General features: G+C 71.0%; 21 protein-coding genes and 1 tRNA gene. 2 read left to right on the top strand and 20 right to left on the bottom strand.

Annotated features, from left to right (window positions below; genetic code table 11):
* Positions 1-8 precede the first annotated feature (8 nt).
* From J2W45_RS03500 to rplU, 15 genes are all read right to left on the bottom strand, one after another.
* Positions 9-845 (bottom strand): DUF1206 domain-containing protein, encoded by an 837-nt coding sequence (locus tag J2W45_RS03500; RefSeq protein WP_310129054.1) that lies wholly within the window; start codon positions 843-845, stop codon positions 9-11.
* A complete protein-coding gene (locus J2W45_RS03495) occupies positions 842-1,621 on the bottom strand; it encodes a phosphatase PAP2 family protein (RefSeq protein WP_310129053.1) in 780 nt (259 codons plus the stop codon). Before J2W45_RS03495 ends, J2W45_RS03500 begins: the two co-directional genes overlap by 4 nt.
* A 140-nt stretch (positions 1,622-1,761) precedes the next feature.
* The gene (locus J2W45_RS03490; RefSeq protein ID WP_310129051.1) at positions 1,762-2,592 is read right to left on the bottom strand and encodes a helix-turn-helix transcriptional regulator; all 831 of its coding nucleotides are present in this window, start codon (positions 2,590-2,592) and stop codon (positions 1,762-1,764) included.
* A gap of 30 nt (positions 2,593-2,622) precedes the next feature.
* Positions 2,623-3,255, bottom strand: coding sequence for an MEDS domain-containing protein (locus tag J2W45_RS03485; RefSeq protein ID WP_310129050.1), 633 nt, complete (start codon positions 3,253-3,255; stop codon positions 2,623-2,625).
* 146 nt (positions 3,256-3,401) lie between these two features.
* Positions 3,402-3,474 (bottom strand) — tRNA-Ala (locus J2W45_RS03480).
* A gap of 93 nt (positions 3,475-3,567) precedes the next feature.
* Positions 3,568-3,873, bottom strand: coding sequence for a TFIIB-type zinc ribbon-containing protein (locus J2W45_RS03475; protein WP_310129049.1), 306 nt, complete (start codon positions 3,871-3,873; stop codon positions 3,568-3,570).
* 65 nt (positions 3,874-3,938) lie between these two features.
* On the bottom strand, positions 3,939-4,316 hold the full coding sequence (gene rsfS / locus J2W45_RS03470; protein WP_310129048.1) for a ribosome silencing factor: 378 nt from the start codon (positions 4,314-4,316) through the stop codon (positions 3,939-3,941).
* 61 nt (positions 4,317-4,377) lie between these two features.
* On the bottom strand, positions 4,378-5,865 hold the full coding sequence (locus J2W45_RS03465; RefSeq protein WP_310129047.1) for a hypothetical protein: 1,488 nt from the start codon (positions 5,863-5,865) through the stop codon (positions 4,378-4,380).
* Entirely contained in the window at positions 5,862-6,464 is a 603-nt protein-coding gene (gene nadD, locus J2W45_RS03460) for a nicotinate-nucleotide adenylyltransferase (protein WP_310129045.1), read from the bottom strand. The genes J2W45_RS03465 and nadD overlap by 4 nt, the downstream gene beginning before the upstream one ends.
* 11 nt (positions 6,465-6,475) lie before the next feature.
* Complete coding sequence (locus tag J2W45_RS03455; protein ID WP_310129043.1) at positions 6,476-6,712, bottom strand: hypothetical protein; 237 nt, start codon at positions 6,710-6,712, stop codon at positions 6,476-6,478.
* A gap of 54 nt (positions 6,713-6,766) precedes the next feature.
* Positions 6,767-8,047: a glutamate-5-semialdehyde dehydrogenase gene (locus tag J2W45_RS03450; RefSeq protein WP_310129042.1), complete on the bottom strand. Its 1,281-nt coding sequence runs from the start codon at positions 8,045-8,047 to the stop codon at positions 6,767-6,769.
* A 9-nt stretch (positions 8,048-8,056) separates the two neighbouring features.
* On the bottom strand, positions 8,057-8,902 hold the full coding sequence (gene proB / locus J2W45_RS03445) for a glutamate 5-kinase (RefSeq protein ID WP_310129040.1): 846 nt from the start codon (positions 8,900-8,902) through the stop codon (positions 8,057-8,059).
* Complete coding sequence (gene obgE, locus J2W45_RS03440) at positions 8,899-10,479, bottom strand: GTPase ObgE (RefSeq protein ID WP_310129039.1); 1,581 nt, start codon at positions 10,477-10,479, stop codon at positions 8,899-8,901. The genes proB and obgE overlap by 4 nt, the downstream gene beginning before the upstream one ends.
* 124 nt (positions 10,480-10,603) lie before the next feature.
* Positions 10,604-10,861: a 50S ribosomal protein L27 gene (rpmA, locus tag J2W45_RS03435; RefSeq protein ID WP_064108854.1), complete on the bottom strand. Its 258-nt coding sequence runs from the start codon at positions 10,859-10,861 to the stop codon at positions 10,604-10,606.
* A 41-nt stretch (positions 10,862-10,902) separates the two neighbouring features.
* Positions 10,903-11,211, bottom strand: a complete 309-nt coding sequence (gene rplU, locus J2W45_RS03430; RefSeq protein ID WP_310129035.1) for a 50S ribosomal protein L21 — start codon at positions 11,209-11,211, stop codon at positions 10,903-10,905.
* 302 nt (positions 11,212-11,513) lie between these two features.
* On the opposite strand from rplU, the gene J2W45_RS03425 reads away from it, so the two are divergent.
* Positions 11,514-11,792 carry a DUF4031 domain-containing protein gene (locus tag J2W45_RS03425; protein WP_310129034.1) on the top strand — a complete coding sequence of 93 codons (279 nt, stop codon included), beginning with the start codon at positions 11,514-11,516 and terminating at the stop codon, positions 11,790-11,792.
* 24 nt (positions 11,793-11,816) lie between these two features.
* Here J2W45_RS03425 and J2W45_RS03420 read toward each other — a convergent pair whose 3' ends face one another.
* A complete protein-coding gene (locus J2W45_RS03420; RefSeq protein ID WP_310129032.1) occupies positions 11,817-14,468 on the bottom strand; it encodes an Rne/Rng family ribonuclease in 2,652 nt (883 codons plus the stop codon).
* 308 nt (positions 14,469-14,776) lie between these two features.
* Here J2W45_RS03420 and J2W45_RS03415 point away from each other — a divergent pair, with 308 nt between their 5' ends.
* Positions 14,777-15,394, top strand: a complete 618-nt coding sequence (locus J2W45_RS03415) for a vitamin K epoxide reductase family protein (protein ID WP_310129030.1) — start codon at positions 14,777-14,779, stop codon at positions 15,392-15,394.
* A gap of 107 nt (positions 15,395-15,501) precedes the next feature.
* On the opposite strand, the gene ndk is transcribed toward J2W45_RS03415, so the two are convergent.
* The 4 genes from ndk to ileS are packed head-to-tail and all read right to left on the bottom strand — an operon-like array spanning position 15,502 to position 21,036.
* Complete coding sequence (gene ndk, locus J2W45_RS03410) at positions 15,502-15,924, bottom strand: nucleoside-diphosphate kinase (RefSeq protein ID WP_310129028.1); 423 nt, start codon at positions 15,922-15,924, stop codon at positions 15,502-15,504.
* Entirely contained in the window at positions 15,921-16,337 is a 417-nt protein-coding gene (locus J2W45_RS03405; RefSeq protein ID WP_310129026.1) for a DUF4233 domain-containing protein, read from the bottom strand. The genes ndk and J2W45_RS03405 overlap by 4 nt, the downstream gene beginning before the upstream one ends.
* The gene (locus tag J2W45_RS03400) at positions 16,316-17,683 is read right to left on the bottom strand and encodes a bifunctional folylpolyglutamate synthase/dihydrofolate synthase (RefSeq protein ID WP_310129024.1); all 1,368 of its coding nucleotides are present in this window, start codon (positions 17,681-17,683) and stop codon (positions 16,316-16,318) included. Before J2W45_RS03400 ends, J2W45_RS03405 begins: the two co-directional genes overlap by 22 nt.
* A complete protein-coding gene (ileS, locus tag J2W45_RS03395) occupies positions 17,680-21,036 on the bottom strand; it encodes an isoleucine--tRNA ligase (RefSeq protein WP_310129022.1) in 3,357 nt (1,118 codons plus the stop codon). Before ileS ends, J2W45_RS03400 begins: the two co-directional genes overlap by 4 nt.
* Between the last annotated feature and the right edge of the window lie 174 nt (positions 21,037-21,210).

The raw sequence follows: 21,210 nt of genomic DNA, 5'->3' as shown, positions 1-21,210 counted from the left end.
GTCCGTCGTCAGAACCGCGCGATCCACGCCCGCAGAGCGTTGTACGCGCCGGAGGCGATCAGGCCGGAGCCCGTGGCGATGAGGAGCACGTTCCCGAGCGGCAGCGTCAGGAGCGATGCGAATGCACCGTAGAGGCCCGACGCCGCGTCCGGGTGGACGGTGACCGCGGCCACGACGAACAGCACGCCGGCGACAGCGAGCACGAAGCCTTTGGCGATGTAGCCGACGACGCCGAGGACGGAGACGACGGTCGCCATCCCCGTCAGCTCCGGGACATCGATGTCGCGCAGGAAGCGACGGCGCACGCCCTTGACGACGAGGTAGCCGCCGATCCCGACGATCGCCAGCCCGACCAGCACGAGCAGCGCCGCGCCTCCCGGCAGTGCCAGGATGTGCACGCTCATCACCCGCGTCGACGAGCTGGCGTCATCGTGGTGCCCCTGCGCGACGCCCAGCGCCGTCAGGGCCAGCGCAGCGTACGCGAGCGCCTTGCCGACGTTCTGGAGCCGGCGCGCCCAGAGGACCGACGGCTTGCCGCCCCGCATGGCGGCCGCCTCGATCACGAGCCACGCCCCGAGGGAGAACAGACCGACCACGCTCACCCACAGCAGCACGACGCCGCCGGGCAGCTGCGCGAGCTGCTCCATCGCGCCCGACTGGTCGGCGTCGGCGAAATGGTTGACCCCGAGCTGGATGGCGAGCGCGCCGAGCAGCACCTGCACCAGTCCGCTCGCCGCGAAGCCGACGCGGGCGAGGACGTGGAAGACGGTGCTGTCGCGTGCGCCGCGGGCGACCTCGCGGACGCGTTCGCCCGCATCCGCACCCGTGGAGCCGCCGCCGCTCATGTGCCGTCCACCTGCGGCTGCGAGAGCTCGCCCTCGATCTTCTCGCCCTCGACCCGCACGGTGCGGCGGGTGTCGAGGGCGATCACGCCTCCCACGACGGCGAGGGACAGCGCGACGGAGCTCGTCGTGTCGCTGATCCAGTGGTAGCCGAGGTACAGCCGGCTCGCGACCTGCAGCACGATCAGGGCGGCGGCGACGACGAACGCCACGACGGTGAACCAGCGCTTCTGCATGCGGCTCGCCAGCAGGAACGCGAGGAGGAGGAAGAAGTCGGAGGCCCCGAGCACGTGTCCGGACGGGAACGAGTACGTGTGATCGGGCTCCATCAGCATGAGCGACAGCGGCGGCCGGGGGTGCCGGATGAGCGGCGCCAGGATCAGCGCGAGCACGACGCCGGTCAGCATCCCGGCGCCCAGCAGGAGGGGCCGCCAGACGTGCCGTGCCGTCACCGCCCACACGATCACGGTGATCCCCACGATGAAGGGCATGGCGACGGGGCCGAAGATGATCGCAAGGACGGTCATGAACCCGGTCGTCTCGGCGGACCGCTGCGCGTTGAACCAGCGCTCGACCGGCAGATCCAGCCGCTCGTAGCCGGTGTGCGTCATGACGTTCACCGCGAGGATCACGAACGCCGTCAGGCCGACGGCCACCAGGACGACGGACGTCAGGTACAGACGCCGCCGGGCCTCGGCGGGGAGGTAACGCTCCTCGACGACGAACCGTCGGTTCCAGTCGGACAGGCGGCTCGGACGAGCGTCAACGGCTGTGGGCACAGGATTCGGGCCTTTCGGGAGGGCTGCACAGGCGACCCGTCATACGGGCCCCATGCACTGTACGCGCGATCCCGCTCGCGGGGAGAATCGCGACGGCCTCCGGTATTCGCGGGGCCCGGTCGGAGGCGGTCGCCCCGGGCTCAGGCGATCCCGTGCCGCAGCGCGTACGCGGTCGCCTCGCTGCGCCGGGCCACGCCGATCTTGCGGTAGAGACCGGTGATGTGCCGCTCCACGGTCCGGTCGCTCAGCCACATGACCGCCGCCATCTCCTTGTTGCTGAGTCCTTGTGCGAGCAGACCGAGCACCTCCAGCTCGCGGCGCGTCAGGTTCGGTGCGTCGACGGGATGCGCCGCCTCCCTCGCCGCGTCGCGTGCCACCTCGCGCGAGGCCTCCTCGATGCGCCGGGAGGCCGCCCCGAGCACCGGGCCGACCTCCTCCACCAGAGACCGCAGGACCCGGCTCTGACGCTCGAGCGCCTGCTCCGCCTCCCGTCGCGCATTCTGCTCGGCCGCCAGCCGGCGCGCGGTGTGCAGGGCGATCGCCGCCTGCCCGACCGCCACGCGCAGCAGGTGGGTCTCCCGCTCCGTCGGGAAGTCCGGCCTCGCCGCCGAGACGGCGATGAGCCCGGTGCCCCACGGGAGGGTGAGCGCCAGCGTGGTCATCCGAGCGAGGAGCGGGGGCTCCGGCGGCGAGCCTCCTGCCCGGACGGCCGTCGTCTCGATCCCGCTGTCGATGGCCGGCGCCTCCGCGCCCGTGCCGTCGACCGCCCGGACGAGCTGCCCGGGCGGCTCCGCGCCGGTGGGACGCCACGACTCCAGCGCAGGCCCCCCGTCGAAACCGTGGAAGCGTGCGTACGCCGCATCCAGCCGCAGCATCCCGGTGACGACGCTCAGCAGGCCGTCGGCGATCTCGGGCGGCGTGTGATCCACCCAGAGCGACGGCAGAGCAAGGAGCGCGCCGAGGTCGCGCATCCACGTCCGCTCCTCCGCGTCCATCGGCCGTCAGCCGCCGCTCCCGGTCGCGCGCTCGTCGAGGAACTCGGACGGCGCCACGAAGAACGGGTTCTGCTGCAGGATGCCGCCGACCAGCACCATCGGATGCGTGCGCAGGATGTCGATGATGAACGCGCCGTCGAACCGCGAGGTGTCGTAGATGCAGATGACCACGTGCCGGTGCCGGGCGTGCACGAAGTTCGCCCGCGCCTCGAACTCGATCAGCCGCTGGGCCGCTCCCCGGTCGGACGCCGCCCACCCCATGTCGGCGAGCAGGCGGATGCGCGGCATCGCCGCTCCCCGCAGCATCCCGTCGAGCTGCTGGAGCATGTCGTCCTGGTCGAAGTCGCCCGTCCGCAGGTACGTGTCCGCCCAGGTGCGCACCTCGGCCCGGCCCTCGGCGAGCAGCGCGACCGGGTCGTAGCCGAGCCGGCGCAGGCGGACTCGCGGGGCTCCGGGGGTGGCCGTGTCGACGAAGTAGAGCAGCCGGTCACCGCGGTCGACGCCGTCGCGCACGAACGGGTCGAGCACCGCATCCGCCTCGGCCTGCCCGTTCACGAAGGCGCAGACATGGCGATAGGGATCGAGCACGCCGCCCGCGAAGGTGACGGCGTCCGCCGCGTGTCCGTTCTGCATGGTCATGGTCGACATCCACCCCGTCGGAGGCTAACGCAGCGTCCGGAAGCCGCACAACGCCGACTCTGCGCCCGGCCACACGAAAGAACCCCCGGCCGGAAGCGGAAAAGCTTCTGACCGGGGGTTTTCGGTGGACCGACGTTGTTTTCGAGTGGATCTGAGGGGACTCGAACCCCTGACCCCCTGCATGCCATGCAGGTGCGCTACCAGCTGCGCCACAGACCCGGACGCTGCTCGTCCGGACCTTTCGGACCGGCCGGAACAACTCGTCCAGCGTACTACATCGCGAGCTTCAGAAAAAACTGAGCGGCGCTCGCCTCAGTCGAACAGCTCGCTGAGCCAGTTCTCGCGCTTCTTCTTGTACGGACGCTGCCCGTACGGCGGCGCCTCGTCGTACTGCGGCCGGCCGTACTGCGCTTCGCGGTGGTCGCGCTCGCGGTACCGGGCGTCGTCGTACGCCTGCGCCGGCTGCGCCGCAGCGGTCGGCGGCGTGCCCGCCCGGTCGATGATCTTGTCGAGCTCTCCGCGGTCGAGCCAGACGCCCCGGCACTCCGGGCAGTAGTCGATCTCGATGCCGTGGCGCTCGCTCATGACCAGGGTCGCGTTGTCGGTGGGACACTTCATGCGCCCATCCAAGCGGCCGACCATGAGAGGGTTCTCAGGCGAACCCGCGAGAAGCCTGGGAGCGGCTACTCCGCCGTCTCGTGGACGGGGAGCTCGATCGGGAGCACCGGGCAGTCCTTCCACAGGCGCTCGAGCGCGTAGTACATCCGGTCCTCCTCGTGGAAGACGTGGACGACCAGGTCGCCGAAGTCCAGGAGCACCCAGCGGCCCTCGGCCTTGCCCTCGCGGCGCAGCGTCTTGACGCCTGCCTCGTTGAGCTTGTCCTCCACCTCGGAGGCGATGGCGAGCACGTTCCGCTCGACACGGCCGCTGACCAGCAGGAACGCGTCGGTCAGGGGCAGCGGCCCGGAGACGTCGAGGGCGACGAGATCCTGGCCGCCCTTCGAGTCGGCGGCGGCTGCTGCCACCTGCAGGATCTCGCGGGCGTGCGGGGATGCGGTCACGGACGGTCCTCCGGTCGCGTTCGGTGCGTCAGGGTGGAAAGGAATGCGAGGGCGCGGATGATCAGAACACCTTCAGGACGTAGGCCGCGACGAGCAGCCCGATGACACCGACCGCGAGCACGCCCGCGGTCACCATGAGGATGACGGGGAGGGCGTTGCCGCGCTTCTTCGGCGGGGCGATGACACCGCGCGTCGACGTGTGCGTGCTGATCGCGCGGGACGCGCGGACGGGCTGCACCTCGGACGTGTTGAACTCGTTCTCCTCGCCGTCGAGCAGGCGGTCGATGTCGGACGAGTCGATGCGGTCGGGATGCGCGCCGGTCGCGCCCATGCCGCGGGGCAGGTCGATCGATCCGGTCACCAGGATCTCGCCCGTGCTCGTGAGCGGAGCCTTGGTGTCCGGCTGCGGGATGACCGGGAGGATGAGCGCGTTCGTCGTGGTCGCAGCCGTGGACTGGGCGACGTTGCGCGTCGTGATCGGCTGGTTCTGGTCCTCCAGCTCCGCGGCGGTCGACCAGTGGCCGGTCGGCGGAGTGAACGGACGGCGCTCCTGCGCCGAGGTGTCTTCGGCGGGCTCCTCGGGGGCGGCCACCGCGGCCGGCTCCTCCGGCGCATCGGACGCGGGCTTCGCGGCGACCGGCGCCCCGAAGGCGGCGAACGGCGAGGTCGGGCTCTGCGTCACCGTCGGCTCGTCCTGGGCGGAGCGCGACGAGGTCGGAGCCGTCGCGGCGGACGACGGAGCGAAGGACGCGAACGGCCACGACGACTTCTCGTTCGACGGCGTTCCGGCGGGGGCGGGGATCGAGGTCGCCGCGGTCGCGGTGCCCTCGGTCGCCGCGGTGCCGTCGGACGACGTGTCTGCCTCAGCCTCCGCCGATCCGCCCTCGGGGCCCGAGGTGAAGGACACGGGGAAGACGGCCTCGCCGGGCGCAGCCGCGTGGTTGGCCTGGGCGTTCGCCTCCTGGGCCTGCAGCATCGCGCGCAGCTCGCGCCGGGTGAGCGTGCGCTCGCCCGTCGGCGTCTGAGTCGACGGAGCCGTGGCGCCAGCCGCAGGAGCCTGGGCCGACGGGGCCGGCTGAGCCGACTGAGTCGCTTGGGCCGACTGGGCCGGCTGCAGGATCGCCATGGGCTGGGTCACCGGCTCGGGCTGCGACGGGTCGGGAGACTGGCGGAAGAAGTCGAAGGCGTCGCGGGAGGGCGACGTGACGCCGGGCTCGGCGAAGGCGCTGGCCGGGATGGCCGGGCGCTCGTCCGCGGGGGCCGCGGCTTTGGCGGTCGGCACGGCCGGGGCCTCGTCGACGCGGGTCTCGTCGGCCTGTGCCTCCTCGACGCTGGGCTCCTCGACACGGGCCTCGTCGGCGACGGCGTCGGTCTCGACCGGCCGCTCGTCGCGGGGTGGTGCCGTCGTGGTCATCTCGGGGATCTGGCCGCCGGGCGTCGGCTCGGACGTGCCCGCGCGGCGCGCTGCAGAGCGCTCGAACTCCCTCGCCTGTCGCCGCGTCTGCGCCTGCGGCTGGCCCGTCGGCGGCTGTTCAGGCCACGATGTCATGCCACGCTCCGATACAGATGGTGTTTGGAGATGTACTGAACGACCCCGTCCGGTACCAGGTACCAGACCGGGAATCCCCTGCTCACCCGGCTCCGGCAATCGGTCGACGAGATCGCCAGGGCCGGAACTTCCAACAAGCTTACGTCTTGCTCCGGCAATCCAGAAATACTCAAGTCGTGTCCCGGACGACTCACAGCTACGAAGTGCGCGAGCTCCCAGAGCTCGGTGACGTCGCGCCAGCTGAGGATCTGCGCGATGGCGTCGGCGCCCGTGATGAAGAAGAGTTCGGCATCCGGACGCTCGCGGTGGAGGTCACGCAGGGTGTCGATCGTGTAGGTGGGGCCCTCGCGGTCGATGTCCACCCGGCTCACGGTGAAGCGGGGGTTGGATGCGGTCGCGATCACGGTCATCAGGTAGCGGTGCTCCGCCTCCGTGACCGGACCCTTCTGCCACGGCTGGCCCGTCGGGACGAAGATCACTTCGTCCAGGTCGAACGACTGCGCGACTTCGCTGGCGGCGACGAGGTGGCCGTGGTGGATGGGGTCGAAAGTGCCGCCCATCACGCCGATGCGCGGCCGGCCCGTCTCCGTCAGCTCCATGCCCGGGCGGCTCAGTGCCCCTGGGTCGGGTGGCCGGTGCCGTGGTGCGTGGCGCCGGGGGCGCCCGCGTGGGCCGCCGCGTCGGGGGCCGACCGGTGGCTGTGCCGGTTGGCGACGTCCTTGAAGCTCCACGCGACGAAGGCGAGAGCGATGAACAGCGCGATGGCGATCGCCCCGAACGCCCAGGTGGGCATCGGCAGCTCGACGTGGGTCTCCGCCTCGGCGAGGACGGTCGTCAGAAATGACATCGTGCGTAATCCTTTCTCCGGGCCGTGAGGCCCGCTGTCGAGTCTAGCGGTCGCCTACGCCCGGATCTGCCCGGACCCGCGGACGATCCACTTCGTGCTCGTCAGCTCGGGGAGGCCCATCGGCCCGCGTGCGTGCAGCTTCTGGGTCGAGATGCCGACCTCGGCGCCGAAGCCGAACTCGCCGCCGTCGGTGAACCGGGTGGAGGCGTTCACCATCACGACCGCGGAGTCGACCTCGGCGAGGAACCGCTCGGCGTTCGCCAGGTCGTTCGTCACGATGGACTCGGTGTGCTGCGTCGAGTAGCGGCGGATGTGCTCGATCGCCTCGTCGAGGTCGTCCACGACCTTCACCGAGATGTCGAGGCTCATGTGCTCGGTCGCATAGTCCTCGTCGGTGACCGGCACAGCGTCCGCGGCGAGCGGCAGGGCGCGCTCGTCGGCGTGGATGGTCACCCCCGCGTCGCGCAGGGCGCTCAGCACCGGCGGCAGCAGCCGGTCGGCGGCCGCGCGGTGCACCAGCAGCGTCTCGACGGCGTTGCAGACGCTGGGGCGCTGCACCTTAGCGTTCCGGACGATGTCGACCGCCCAGTCCTCGCGCGCGGACTCGTCGAGCACGACGTGCACCACGCCGGCGCCCGTCTCGATGACCGGCACCGTGGACTGCGTGACGACCGCCTGGATGAGCTCCGCGCTGCCGCGCGGGATGAGCACGTCCACGTACCCGCGGGCCGTCATGAGCTCCCCCGCGCCCTCGCGGCCGAAGTCGTCGATGGTCTGCACCGCGTCGGCGGGGAGGCCCGCGGAGGCGAGCGCCTGCTGGATGACGCGGACGAGCACGCGGTTCGTCTCGATCGCCGCACTGCCGCCGCGCAGGACCGCCGCGTTCCCGCTCTTGATCGCGAGGGCCGCGATGTCGATGGTCACGTTCGGCCGCGCCTCGTAGATGACGCCGACGACACCGAACGGGACCCGCACCTGCGTGATCTGGATGCCGTTGGGGAGCGCACTGCCGCGGACCGCCTGGCCGACCGGATCGGTCAGCCCGACGACCTCGAGCACCGCGTCCGCCAGCCCCTGCAGTCGCGCCGGGCTCAGCGTCAGCCGGTCGAGCAGGCCGGTGGTCAGGCCGTTCTCACGCCCGTTGGCCAGGTCGAGCTCGTTCGCGGCGAGCACGTCGGCCGACGCCGCGAGCACGCCGTCGGCGATGGCGCGGAGGGCGCGGTTCTTCTGGTCCGTGTTGGCCGTCGCGAGAGCGCGGGACGCCGTCTTCGCGGCCTCGAGGCGCTCCTGCAGCGACAGGGTCGCGGCGGGCGCCGATTCGGTGATCGAGGACATGCGTCGATTCTAGGACGCGGCGGCGTCGGCGGGGGTGGACGCCGTGGCGGTGGACGCGGCGGCCGCACCGGACACGGGCGCGGGTGCGAACCAGGTGCCCACCTGCTCGCCCCGCAGGGCGCGCGAGACCAGGGAGGTCGCCGTCAGCACGACCGCGGTACCGCGCTCGGCCGCCTGACGGGCGGCGGAGACCTTCGTGACCGCTCCCCCGCTGCCGACGCCGGAGAGGCCGGTCGAGCCGATCTCGACGCCGTCGAGCTCGTCGTCCCACCCCACGTACTCGATGCGGGCGGCGCCGGGCTCGTGCGGCGGCCGCGTGTACAGGGCGTCGACATCCGACAGCAGCACCAGCAGGTCGGCGTCGATGAGCAGTGCGACCAGCGCGGCGAGCCGGTCGTTGTCGCCGAACCGGATCTCGTGCGTGGCGACCGTGTCGTTCTCGTTGACGATCGGCAGGATGCGCAGGTCGAGCAGCCGCTCCATGGCCCGCTTGGCGTTGCTGCGGTGCGTCGGGTTCTCCATGTCACCGGCGGTCAGGAGCACCTGGCCCGCCACGATGTCGTAGCGGTCGAAGCTGTCCTGGTAGCGGTAGATCAGCACGTTCTGGCCGACCGCGGCGGCGGCCTGCTGCGTGGGCAGGTCGGTCGGGCGCTCGGTGAGCGACAGGTACGGGATGCCCGTCGCGATGGCGCCCGACGAGACGAGGACGACCTGCGTGCCGCGGCCGTGGGCCTCGGCGAGGGCGTCGACCAGCGGCGCGATCTGCCCCGCGTTCTCGCCGCTGATGGACGAGGAGCCCACCTTGACGACGATCCGGCGGGCGGAGGGGATCTGGCTGCGGTCGTCGATCGTCATCCCTCGCTGGTCTCCCTGTCTGCGCTCGCGCTGTCGTCGCGCACGTCCGCCTCGCGGACCGCGTTCTCGTCGTAGCTGTCGTCCGCCCAGAGACCGGCGGCGCGCTCGCGCTGGAGCTCCTCGCGGGCCTCGGCCTTGGCGTCCATGCGCTCGAAGTAGTCCTCGCGGCGCTGCGCGCGGGTCGGGCGCTGGTTGGTGTCGAGCCGGGCGTCCGTTCCGCGGGGCGCCGTGATGAGCTCGGCGGTCGAGGTGAGCGTCGGCTCCCAGTCGAAGACGACGCCGTTGTTGCGGCCGATGACCACAGTGGAGCCGGCGACGGCTCCGGCGCGGACCAGCTCGTCCTCGACGCCCAGCTTGGCGAGGCGGTCGGCGAGGTAGCCGACGGCCTCGTCGTTGGCGAAGTCCGTCTGGGCGACCCAGCGCTCGGGCTTGGCGCCGAGGATTCGGTACACCGGTCCGTCGGTGCCGCCCTCGACCTTGACCACGAAGCCGGAGTCGTCGACGGCCTTCGGGCGCATCACGATGCGCGGCCGCGCCTCTTCGAGGGCCGCCTGCTCGGCACGGGCCGTCTCGACGATCTCGCCGAGCGCGAAGGACAGCGGACGGAGGCCCTCGTGGCTGACCGTCGAGATCTCGAAGACGCGGTAGCCGCGCTGCTCGAGCTCCGGCCGGACGAAGTCGGCGAGCTCACGCGCATCCGGCACGTCGATCTTGTTCAGCGCGACGAGTTGCGGGCGCTCCAGCAGCGGCGTCTGGCCCTCGGGCACCGGGTAGGCGGCGAGCTCGGCGAGGATGACATCCAGGTCGCTCAGCGGGTCGCGGCCCGGCTCCAGCGTGGCGCAATCGAGCACGTGCAGGAGCGCCGAGCAGCGCTCCACGTGGCGGAGGAACTCCAGGCCGAGACCGCGTCCCTCGCTCGCGCCCTCGATGAGGCCGGGAACGTCGGCGACGGTGTAGCGCACGTCGCCGGCCTGCACGACGCCGAGGTTGGGGTGCAGCGTGGTGAACGGGTAGTCGGCGATTTTCGGCTTCGCGGCGGAGAGCGCGGCGATGAGGCTCGACTTGCCGGCGGACGGGTAACCCACCAGGGCGATGTCGGCGACCGTCTTCAGCTCGAGGCGGATGTCGCCCTCCCAGCCGGGAGTGCCGAGCAGCGCGAAGCCGGGCGCCTTGCGCTTCGGGTTGGCGAGGGCCGCGTTGCCGAGGCCTCCGACGCCGCCGGGGGCCGCGACGAAGCGCATCCCCGGCTCGGTCAGGTCGGCGAGCTCGTTGCCGGCCTCGTCCTTGACGACCGTGCCGACCGGGACGGCAAGCTCGAGGTCTTCGCCGGTGTGGCCGCTGCGGTGGTCGCCCATCCCGAAGCCGCCGTTCTCGCTGGAACGGTGCGGGTGGCGGTGATAGCCGAGCAGCGTGGTGACCTGCGGGTCGGCGACCAGCACGATGTCGCCGCCGTTGCCGCCGTTCCCGCCGTCGGGGCCGGCCAGCGGCTTGAACTTCTCGCGCCGGACCGAGACGCACCCGTTGCCGCCGTTTCCGGCGCGCAGATGCAACGTCACGCGATCAACGAACGTCGCCATGGTGCTTCTCCTACTGCTCTTTACTGCTCAGTGTCTATTCACTGCTCAGTGCTTATTCACTGCTCAAACGGCGGATGGGCGGGCCGAAGCCCGCCCATCCGGAAGGTGTTGCTCGTGGTGAGGCTCAGGCCGAGGCTTCCACGATGTTGACGACCTTGCGGCCGCCCTTGGTGCCGAACTCGACCGCACCGGCGGCGAGGGCGAAGAGGGTGTCGTCGCCGCCACGGCCGACGTTCACGCCGGGGTGGAAGTGGGTGCCGCGCTGGCGGACCAGGATCTCACCCGCGTTGACGGTCTGGCCGCCGAAGCGCTTCACGCCGAGGCGCTGAGCGTTGGAGTCGCGGCCGTTGCGAGTGGAGCTCGCTCCCTTTTTGTGTGCCATGGTGTCTTCTCCTCGAGGCTGTCGGGCTACGTGGCCGTCGGTTACTTGATGCCGGTGATCTTGACGCGCGTGAGCTCCTGACGGTGGCCCTGGCGCTTCTTGTAACCGGTCTTGTTCTTGAACTTCTGGATGACGATCTTCGGGCCACGGAGGTCGCCCAGGACCTCGGCGGTCACGGTGACCTTCGCGAGCGACGCGGCATCGGAGGTGATCTTGTCACCGTCGACGAGCAGCACCGGTGCGAGCTCGACCGTGCCGTTCTCGTCGGCCTTGATGCGGTCCATCGTCACGATGGTGCCGACCTCGACCTTCTCCTGCCGGCCACCGGCGCGCACAACTGCGTAAACCACTTGTCAGTACCTTTTCGTCGGGGAACAGCTCCCGGCGCAGCCGCGGATCTGGTCCTGCTCTTCAACTTTTCTGGAATTCGCCTTGATCGCAAGGCACTGGCGAGTCCGCCCGGGAGCTCTCACACCCGGCGGCTCTCAGAAAACCAAGATGGTGATGCGGGCGACGCCCGACACACACCAACGGTCAACTTTACCCGACGCCCAGGATGGCGTCAATTCGGCACAACCTCGGCGGACTGGCCCGCAGAGGGCCGTCGGGACCGCGCGGCTCCGCCAGCGGAACCGGTTCCTAGAATCATTCTATGACGGTCCTGATCGATCCCCCGGCATGGCCGGCGCACGGCATGTTGTGGTCGCATCTGGTCAGCGACGCGTCGCTGGACGAACTGCACGCGTTCGCGGAGGCCAACGGCATCCAGCGCCGGGCCTTCGACCTCGACCACTACGACGTGCCCGACCGGCGCTACGACGAGCTCGTCGCGGCGGGGGCGCATCCCGTGCCCGGCAAGGAGCTCGTCTCGCGGCTCATCGCCAGCGGCCTGCGGGTGCGTGCGCGCGACCGTCACCGCCCGGGCCACTGACCCGGACGGTGACGAGGCGCGACGTCAGTCGGACGTCGGGAGCTTCTCGCCGCCCGCGATGACGGCGGTGCTGGCGCGACGGCTGCGGCTGCGGCCCTGACCCGGCTCCTTCGGCTGCGGCAGAGCGTCCAGCACGGAGTCGAGCAGGTGCTCGGTCTCCTCCGGGGAGCGGCGGACCGGGGTGTGCGTCGGAGCGGGTTCGGGCAGCTCGATGAGCGGGACGGCCGCCTCGTCCGCCTCGTCCGCCTCGCCGGTCTCGACGTCGATCTCCGTCACGTCCAGCTCGGCGACCTCGACCTCGACCGCGACCTGCGTGTCGTCGTCCGAGGCGCGCGGGTCGCCGGACTGCTCGCCGCCCTGCTGCGTCTCGGCTCCGGCGCCGTCGGCCTGCTCGGCGGCCGGACGCTGCCGGTCGCCCTTGCCCTTGCGGCGGCGCTTCTTGGTGGCCGTGACCTCGGTCACCGTCACCTCGGCGATGGTGACCTCGGAGACCTCGCCGGGCTCCGAGGGCTTCGTGCCGTCCTCGTGGTGGTGGATGGTCGACGCGGCGATCTGCGCGAGCGCGTTCTTTGCGTCGTCGGTGATGGCGTGGGTGCCGCTGTGGCCGTTGGCGGCGGGGGCGCCGTTCGCTCCCCCGTTGCCGCCGCCGTTTCCGCCGCGGCCGCGACGGCGCTCGTTCTGCGGCTGCTGCTGCGGCTGGCGGTGCTTGACCACCGGGTCGTGGTGCACGATGACGCCGCGGCCCGCGCAGACCTCGCACGCCTCGCTGAACGTCTCGAGCAGGCCGAGGCCCAGCTTCTTGCGGGTCATCTGCACGAGACCGAGCGAGGTGACCTCGGCGACCTGGTGCTTCGTCCGGTCGCGGCTCAGGCACTCGACCAGGCGGCGGAGCACGAGGTCGCGGTTCGACTCCAGCACCATGTCGATGAAGTCGACGACGATGATGCCGCCGATGTCGCGCAGGCGCAGCTGGCGGACGATCTCCTCGGCCGCCTCGAGGTTGTTCTTGGTGACGGTCTCCTCGAGGTTGCCGCCCGAGCCGACGAACTTGCCGGTGTTGACGTCCACGACCGTCATCGCCTCGGTGCGGTCGATGACGAGCGAACCGCCCGAGGGCAGCCAGACCTTGCGCTCGAGCGCCTTCTCGATCTGCTCCGTGATGCGGAACTCGTCGAAGGCGTCCCGCTCGCCGGTGTAGGCCTCGACGCGGTCGAGCAGGTCGGGGGCGACCTGGCGGAGGTAGTTCTCGATCGTCTGGCGCGCGTCGTCGCCCGCGATGACGAGCTTCTGGAAGTCCTCGTTGAAGACGTCGCGGATGATCTTGATCAGGAGGTCGGGCTCGCTGTGCAGGAGCGCGGGCGCCTGCTGCGTCTCGACGCGCGAGCTGATGTCGGCCCACTGCGCGGTGAGACGGTTGACGTCGAGCGTCAGCTGCTCCTCCGTGGCTCCCTCGGCGGCCGTACGCACGATCACGCCGGCGCTCTCCGGGAGCACCTCCTTGAGGATCTTCTTGAGCCGCGACCGCTCGGTGTCCGGCAGCTTGCGGCTGATGCCGTTCATGGAGCCGTTGGGCACGTACACGAGGTAACGGCCCGGCAGCGAGATCTGGCTGGTGAGGCGCGCACCCTTGTGGCCGACCGGGTCCTTGGTGACCTGCACCAGGACGCGGTCGCCCGCCTTGAGGGCCAGCTCGATGCGGCGCGGCTGGTTGCCGGTCTCCACCGCATCCCAGTCGACCTCGCCGGAGTACAGCACGGCGTTGCGGCCGCGGCCGATGTCGACGAAGGCGGCCTCCATGCTGGGGAGGACGTTCTGCACGCGACCCAGGTACACGTTGCCGATGAGCGACGCCTCCTGCGAGCGGGCGACGTAGTGCTCGACGAGCACCTTGTCCTCCAGCACGCCGATCTGGATACGGCCGCCCTTCGAGCGCACGATCATCTGGCGGTCCACGGACTCGCGGCGCGCGAGGAACTCGGCCTCGGTGATGACCGGACGGCGGCGCCCGGCGTCGCGGCCGTCGCGGCGGCGCTGCTTCTTGGCCTCGAGCCGCGTGGAGCCCTTGACCTTCTGCGGCTCGGTGATCAGCTCCGGCTCGCGCGGGGTGCGGACCTTGACGACGGTGTTCGCGGGGTCGTTCGCGCCCTCGCGCCCGGTCTCGCCCGCGCGACGGCGGGAGCGGCGGCGGACCCCGCTGGCCGGCTCCTCGTCGGCGTCGGGCAGCGGCGGCAGCGGGAGGATGTCGGGCGCCTGGAAGAGCAGGGTGGTCGGCGGCAGGCCGGGGGCGGCCGCGGCGACGAGCGGCGGATCGTCCTCGCCGTGCTTCTCCGGCAGGGCCGGGGGCTCGTGCGCCACGACGGGCGCGGCGGCGCCGCTCACTGCGTCGGCTGCCGGGGTGTCCGCGGCGACGGGCGCTTCGGTCTCCACCGGGGCCGCGGCCTCGGGCGCCCGCTCAGCGGCCTCGGGCGCCTGCTCGACGTCCTCGGCCGGCGTCTGGGCTGCGGCCTGCTCGGAAGAAGAAGCGGCAGAGTCGGAAGCGGATTCGGCCGGTGCGTCACCGAACGCCGGCGAGGCCTTCCTCACCACGCGTCGCGTGCCGAAGAGCCCTTTGCGCTTCCGTCCTCCTGTCTCCGTCTCGTTGTTGTCCGTGTTGTCGATATTCTCGTTATCCACCATCGCTGGTGCACTCCTCGACCGGTCGGCGGTTCCCCGCTCGCCGGGTACTCTCCGTCGGGAGGCGGCGCGCGCGGCGCCTCCCTCAATCCTGTTCGGATGCCGCCGGGCTCGTGGCGCCGTCTGCATCCGGTTCACTGTTCGCGCCGGCCTCCAGGGCCGGCATTTCCCGGGCGCTCCAGGCGCCCGCAAGCCTTCTGTCGCTGTTCCCGGCCGGGGCCGGGACGACTGCTGCAACGATTATCGCACGGCTGCGCCTCGCAGCGGTCGCCTCCCAGGACGACACGCAGGGGGCATGCCATAATCCGAGGGTGTCAGCCAGTCCCGCCGAGGCCGCCTACCGCCGCCCGACCGCTCTCGCCGTCTTCCTGATCATCGCCGGACTGATCGGCGTCTGGGCGGCCTTCATGCTGACGGTGGACAAGTTTCACCTGCTCGAGAACCCGGGCGCCCAGCTGTCCTGCAACTTCTCGGTGCTGGTGGGCTGCTCGAAGAACCTGAACTCGTGGCAGGGATCGCTGCTCGGCTTCCCGAACCCGCTGCTGGGCATCGGCGGGTGGACAGCCACGATCGCCGTCGGCGTCGGGCTGCTGGCGACCCGGGGGCGTTTCGCCCGCTGGTACTGGATCGCATTCAACGTCGGCGTGGTGCTTGCGCTGGTGCTGGTCATCTTCCTGATCACCCAGTCGCTCACCGTCCTCAACGTGCTGTGCCCCTGGTGCATGGTGACCTGGGTCGTGACCATCCCGACCTTCTGGGCGGTGACCCTCTACAACCTCAAGGAGGGCAACATCCCGCTGCCGGAACGCGCCCGTGCGTTCTTCCGCACGCTGTACGGCTGGGTGCCGCTGATCACGATCGTCTGCTACGCGATCGTCGCGGTGCTGGCGCAGCTGCAGCTGGACTGGATCCACCGCGCCTTCATCTGACCCGGCGCACCACCGCTCGCCGGACGCATTCGTGCCGAATGTCCCCTCTCAGCGTGCTGGAGGCGACATTCGGCACGAATGCTGCGCGGCGGGATGCGCGGTGCGGGTCAGCCGAACCAGAGGGCCAGCTCGCGCTGGGCGGACTCGGGCGAGTCGGAGCCGTGCACGAGGTTCTGCTGCACCTTGAGGCCCCAGTCGCGGGCGAGGTCGCCGCGGATGGTGCCCGGGAGGGCGGTCGTCGGGTCGGTCGCGCCGGCGAGCGAGCGGAAGCCCTCGATGACGCGGTTCCCGGCCAGGCGGATCGCGACGATCGGGCCCGACTCCATGAACTCCACCAGCGGCTCGTAGAAGGGCTTGCCCTCGTGCTCGGCGTAGTGCTGGGCGAGCAGGTCGCGGTCGGCCTGCAGCATCCGGAGGTCGACGAGCGAGTAGCCCTTGGCCTCGATCCGGCGCAGGATCTCGCCGGTCAGGTTGCGGGCGACCCCGTCGGGCTTGATGAGGACGAGGGTCTCTTCGACGGCGGTGGTCATGGATTCTCCGTTCCGTTGTCGGCCGCGGATGCGGCCGCTCGATTGTTGCGGTCGATGCGTGCGGCGGCGATCATGCAGTACGCCCACATGGCGGTGAAGATCGCGCCCACGATGAAGAAGGCGGGGACGAGGATGCCGGCGGCGACCACGACCAGCTGGACGATCCAGCCGAGCACGACGCCCGCGGTGTTCCGCAGCAGCCCGATCGCGATGATCATGAGCACGATCAGCGCCGCTCCCCCGCCGAGCGCCAGCCAGGCCGGCAGCGAGTGCAGGCCGAACAGCACGAGCGCGCCGAGGAACACCACGAGCAGCTCGAAGCCGAGCACGATCGAGCCGAGCAGCTCGCGGAGCGAGCGCTGACGGCGGACCCGGCCCTGCGGCGCGTCGGTCACGACGCGGCCTGCTTCCATTCCTGCTCCTCGGCGTACGCCATCGCCTGGCCGACGAGCACGATGCTCCCGGCGACGACGACCGCGCGGCGCGGCTCCTCACCGGCCCAGTCGCGGGCCGACTCGAGCGCGTCGATCGGGTCCGAGTAGACGATCGTCGCCTCGTCGCCGACCTCCTCGCGCACCAGGTCGCCGAAGTCCTCCGCCTCCCGCGCCCGCTCCGAGTCGGGCCGGGTGACGAAGAACTGCGTGGCCACCGGGGCGAGGGCGCGGATGACGCCGCGCGCATCCTTGTCGCCCAGGATGCCGATGACGAAGGTGATCTCGTCGAAGTCGAAGTAGCTGCGCAGCGCGTCGGCCAGGGTCTCGGCGCCCGCGGGGTTGTGCGCCGCATCCACCAGGATGCTCGGCTCGATGCCGATCAGCTGCAGACGGCCGGGCGACGTGGCCGTCGCGAAGCCCTCCTCGACGAGATCCGTCTTGAGCGGCTGCGTGCCCCGGCCGAGGAACGTCTCGACCGCGGCGACCGCCACGGCGGCGTTCTGCGCCTGGTGGTCGCCGTACAGCGGCAGGAAGACGTCCTCGTAGGTCGCCGCCCGTCCGCGGACCGTCACCAGCTGGCCGCCGACCGCCACGCGCGTGCTGTCGACCCCGAAGTCGGCGGGCTGCTCGGCGAAGGTCGACTCGGTGAGCTCCGACGCCTCGCGCAGCACGCGATCCGCTTCAGGGGTCTGCGCCGACGAGACGACGTCGGCGGACGGCTTGATGATGCCGGACTTGGTGCGCGCGATCTCCTCGATGGTGTCGCCCAGCGCCTTCGTGTGGTCCAGCGCGATCGGCGTGAACACGGCCACCTGGCCGTCGCCGACGTTGGTCGAGTCCCACTCGCCGCCCATGCCGACCTCGATGACCGCGACATCCACCGGGGCGTCCGCGAAGGCCGCGTAGGCGAGGGCGGTGAGCGCCTCGAAGAACGTCAGCGGCTGCTTGCCCACCTCCGTCAGCTCCGCATCCACGATCTCCAGGTACGGGCTGATGTCCTCCCAGTTGCGCACCAGCGCCTCGTCGTCGATCGGCTGCCCGTCGATGACGATGCGCTCGTTGAAGCGCACCAGGTGCGGGCTGGTCAGGAGGCCCGTGCGCAGACCGTAGGCGCGCAGCAGGCTCTCGGCGATGCGGCTGGTCGAGGTCTTCCCGTTGGTGCCCGTCACGTGGATGATCGGGTACGCCCGCTGCGGATCGCCGAGCAGCTCGACGGCCCGCCGGGTCGCGTCGAGGCGGCGCTCGGGCGCGCCCTCCCCGACCCGGGCCAGCAGCGCCTGGTAGACCTCCTCCGCGCGTTCGCGGAAGTCCTCCTCGTCGGTCACGACTCCACCTCCACCTTGGTCACGCCGACGGTGAACGCGCCGGCGTTGGCGAACTGCCCCGCCTCGAACCGCTTTTGGAACGCGCCGTCCGCCGCGGCGATCTCCATCGCCAGCGCGAGCGTCTCGGTCGCGATGTCGACGTCGCCCGCGAGGTCGAGCGCACGGGCGTCGTCCTCGTGGTCGAACGCCAGGCTGAGCCGGATGCGGTCGCTCACGTCGAGCCCCGCCGCCTTGCGCGTGTCCTGAACGGCGCGGATGATGTCCCGCGCGAGGCCCTCGGCCTCCAGTTCCGGCGTGGTCGCGGTGTCGAGCAGCACGAAGCCGCCGCCCGCGAGCAGCGCGAGCGCCGACGAGTCGTCGCCGCCCGATGCGGTCTCGAGCACCAGGTCGTACTCGCCGTCGATCAGCTCGACGCCGCCGACGGTCACCACGCCGTCCACCTCGGTCCAGTCGCCGGCGCGGGCGGCCTGGATGACCTGCTGCACCTGCTTGCCGAGGCGCGGCCCCGCGGCGCGGGCGTTGACCGTGAGGCGGCTCGTGATGCCGTACTCCGCTGCGCTGTCGTCGCGCAGCTCGACCAGCTGGACCGCCTTCACGTTGAGCTCGTCGCGCAGGATGCCCTCGAACGGGCGAAGCGCCTCGGCGTTCTGCGCCACCACGGTCAGCGACGCGAGCGGCAGGCGCACGCGGCGGCCCGCCTGCTTGCGCAGCGACAGGGCGGTCGAGCTGATCGCGCGGATGCGGTCCATCGCATCCACCAGCGCGTCGTCGGCGGGGAACTCGCCGGCCTGCGGCCAGTCCGTGAGGTGCACGGAGCGGCCGCCGGTGAGGTCCTTCCAGATGCGCTCGGCGACGAGCGGCAGGAGCGGCGCGGCGACCCGGGTGAACGTCTCGAGCACGGTGTAGAGCGTGTCGAAGGCCTCGGCGCCGGAGCCGTCCTCGCCCACACCCTCCCAGAACCGGTCGCGCGACCGGCGCACGTACCAGTTGGTGAGCACGTCGGCGAAGTCGCGCAGCTTGGCGGCGGCGAGCGTCGAGTCCAGCCCCTCCAGGTCGGCCGTCACGGCCTCCACCAGATCGCGGGTCTTGGCCAGCAGGTAGCGGTCGAGCACGTCGGTGGACGCGGTCGAGCGCTTCGCCTCGTAGCCCGCGGCGTTGGCGTACAGCGAGAAGAAGTACCAGGTGTTCCACAGCGGGAGCAGCACCTGGCGGACGCCCTCGCGGATGCCCTCCTCGGTGACGACCAGATTGCCGCCGCGCAGCACCGGGCTCGACATGAGGAACCAGCGCATCGCATCCGACCCGTCGCGGTCGAAGACCTCGTTCACGTCCGGGTAGTTGCGGAGCGACTTGGACATCTTCTGCCCGTCGCTGCCGAGCACGATGCCGTGGCTGATCACGTTCTTGAACGCCGGACGGTCGAACAGCGCGGTCGCGAGCGTGTGCAGCAGGTAGAACCAGCCGCGGGTCTGCCCGATGTACTCGACGATGAAGTCGGCCGGGTTGTGGGTGTCGAACCAGTCCCGGTTCTCGAACGGGTAGTGCACCTGGGCGAACGGCATCGACCCGGAGTCGAACCACACGTCGAGCACGTCCGGGATGCGGCGCATCGTCGAGCGGCCCGTCGGGTCGTCCGGGTTGGGGCGCGTGAGCTCGTCGATGAACGGGCGGTGCAGGTCCGGCTCGCCGGCGGCGTTCAGCGGCAGGCGGCCGAAGTCGCGCTCCAGCTCCTCGAGCGAGCCGTACACGTCGACGCGCGGATAGGCGGGGTCGTCGCTCTTCCACACCGGGATCGGCGAGCCGAAGTACCGGTTGCGCGACACCGACCAGTCGCGGGCGCCGGCCAGCCACTTGCCGAACTGGCCGTCCTTGACGTTCTCGGGAACCCAGGTGATCTGCTGGTTGAGCTCGCCCATCCGGTCGCGGAAGTCGGTGACACGCACGAACCAGCTGGAGACGGCCTTGTAGATGAGCGGATTGCGGCAGCGCCAGCAGTGCGGGTACGAGTGCTCGTAGCTCGCCTGGCGCAGCAGCCGGCCCTGCTCCTTGAGCAGCCGGGTCAGCGTCTTGTTCGCCTCGAACACCTGCACGCCGGCGACCTCGGGCACGTCGGGCAGGAAGCGCCCGCCGTCGTCGACCGAGATGATGACGGGGATGCCCGCCGCCTCGGTGACGCGCTGGTCGTCCTCGCCGTAGGCGGGTGCCTGGTGGACGATGCCGGTGCCGTCCTCGACGGTCACGTAGTCGTCGACGAGGATGCGCCACGCGTTCTGCGTGCCCCACTTCTCGGTGTCGGCGTAGTAGTCCCAGAGCCGGTCGTACTCGACGCCGGCGAGCTCGGAGCCGCTGAGCGTGCCGGTGACCGCCGCCAGCGCGTCCGCCGGGGAGTCGTAGCCGAGGTCCTTGGCGTAGTTGCCGACGAGGTCCTTGGCGAGCAGGTAGCGTCCGCTCAGGACCTCCTGGTCGGGGTCGCCGTACGAGTCGGCGGCGCCGTTCGGACCGGAGGGCAACACGGCGTACTCGATGTCGGGGCCGACCGCGAGCGCGAAGTTCGTCGGCAGGGTCCACGGGGTCGTCGTCCACGCGAGGGCGCGGGTGCCGGTGAGCCCGAGGACCTCCGCCTTCTCGCCGACCAGCGGGAAGGTGACGGTGACCGTCTGGTCCTGCCGCATCTTGTAGACGTCGTCGTCCATCCGCAGCTCGTGGTTGGACAGCGGGGTCTGGTCGCGCCAGCAGTACGGCAGCACGCGGTAGCCCTCGTAGGCGAGGCCCTTCTCGTGCAGCTGCTTGAAGGCCCAGATCACCGACTCCATGTAGGTGGTGTCGAGCGTCTTGTAGTCGTTGTCGAAGTCGACCCAGCGCGCCTGGCGGGTGACGTACTCGCGCCACTCGCGGGTGTAGCGGAGCACCGAGTCCTTCGCCGCCTGGTTGAAGGCGGCGAGCCCCATCTCCTCGATCTGGCTCTTGTCGGTGATCCCGAGCTGCCGCTCGGCCTCGAGCTCCGCGGGCAGGCCGTGCGTGTCCCAGCCGAAGCGGCGCTCCACCTTCTTGCCGCGCATGGTCTGGAAGCGCGGGAAGACGTCCTTCGCGTACCCGGTCAGCAGGTGGCCGTAGTGCGGGAGGCCGTTGGCGAACGGGGGGCCGTCGTAGAAGACCCACTCCTCGGCGCCGTCGCGGTTGTCGATGGAGGCGCGGAAGGTCCCGTCCTTCTCCCAGAACGCGAGGACGTCGGTCTCGATCTCGGGGAAGACCGGGCTCGCCACGACTTCCTGGCGCTGAACGTCGGGGCGCTGGTCGCCGGGGCGCTGGTCGTCGTCGCGCGACGAGTCCGGCGCGGACTTGGGGTACGGCATCTCTCTCCTGGCAGATTCTCACGTGCTGCACGAGGACGCCGGACGCTCTCACGCCCGTCGCGGTACCACCCCGCTTGCCCGCTCCGCCTCCGTCGCCGGGGAGGGCCACTCATCTCGCGGCTGTGACGGGCCGTACCCGTTCGGTTCTACTGAGCGCTGCGCGCCGTTCTTCCG

The organism is Leifsonia shinshuensis (assembly GCF_031456835.1).
Taxonomy (GTDB): Bacteria; Actinomycetota; Actinomycetes; order Actinomycetales; family Microbacteriaceae; genus Leifsonia; species Leifsonia shinshuensis_C.
Note: the sequence above shows the minus strand (reverse complement) of the source record. Positions and strands in the feature narration are given on the sequence as shown.

Excerpts from the sequence above, each read along its gene's own strand:
- ndk (WP_310129028.1), bottom strand. The coding sequence starts at position 15,924 with ATGACCACCGCCGTCGAAGAGACCCTCGTCCTCATCAAGCCCGACGGG.
- ileS (WP_310129022.1), bottom strand. The coding sequence starts at position 21,036 with ATGCCGTACCCCAAGTCCGCGCCGGACTCGTCGCGCGACGACGACCAG.
- proB (WP_310129040.1), bottom strand. The coding sequence starts at position 8,902 with ATGACGATCGACGACCGCAGCCAGATCCCCTCCGCCCGCCGGATCGTC.
- obgE (WP_310129039.1), bottom strand. The coding sequence starts at position 10,479 with ATGGCGACGTTCGTTGATCGCGTGACGTTGCATCTGCGCGCCGGAAAC.
- J2W45_RS03405 (WP_310129026.1), bottom strand. The coding sequence starts at position 16,337 with ATGGAAGCAGGCCGCGTCGTGACCGACGCGCCGCAGGGCCGGGTCCGC.
- J2W45_RS03465 (WP_310129047.1), bottom strand. The coding sequence starts at position 5,865 with ATGACATCGTGGCCTGAACAGCCGCCGACGGGCCAGCCGCAGGCGCAG.
- J2W45_RS03475 (WP_310129049.1), bottom strand. The coding sequence starts at position 3,873 with ATGAAGTGTCCCACCGACAACGCGACCCTGGTCATGAGCGAGCGCCAC.
- J2W45_RS03490 (WP_310129051.1), bottom strand. The coding sequence starts at position 2,592 with ATGCGCGACCTCGGCGCGCTCCTTGCTCTGCCGTCGCTCTGGGTGGAT.
- J2W45_RS03420 (WP_310129032.1), bottom strand. The coding sequence starts at position 14,468 with ATGGTGGATAACGAGAATATCGACAACACGGACAACAACGAGACGGAG.
- nadD (WP_310129045.1), bottom strand. The coding sequence starts at position 6,464 with ATGGAGCTGACGGAGACGGGCCGGCCGCGCATCGGCGTGATGGGCGGC.
- rpmA (WP_064108854.1), bottom strand. The coding sequence starts at position 10,861 with ATGGCACACAAAAAGGGAGCGAGCTCCACTCGCAACGGCCGCGACTCC.
- J2W45_RS03425 (WP_310129034.1), top strand. The coding sequence starts at position 11,514 with ATGACGGTCCTGATCGATCCCCCGGCATGGCCGGCGCACGGCATGTTG.
- J2W45_RS03450 (WP_310129042.1), bottom strand. The coding sequence starts at position 8,047 with ATGTCCTCGATCACCGAATCGGCGCCCGCCGCGACCCTGTCGCTGCAG.
- J2W45_RS03455 (WP_310129043.1), bottom strand. The coding sequence starts at position 6,712 with ATGTCATTTCTGACGACCGTCCTCGCCGAGGCGGAGACCCACGTCGAG.
- J2W45_RS03485 (WP_310129050.1), bottom strand. The coding sequence starts at position 3,255 with ATGACCATGCAGAACGGACACGCGGCGGACGCCGTCACCTTCGCGGGC.
- J2W45_RS03500 (WP_310129054.1), bottom strand. The coding sequence starts at position 845 with ATGAGCGGCGGCGGCTCCACGGGTGCGGATGCGGGCGAACGCGTCCGC.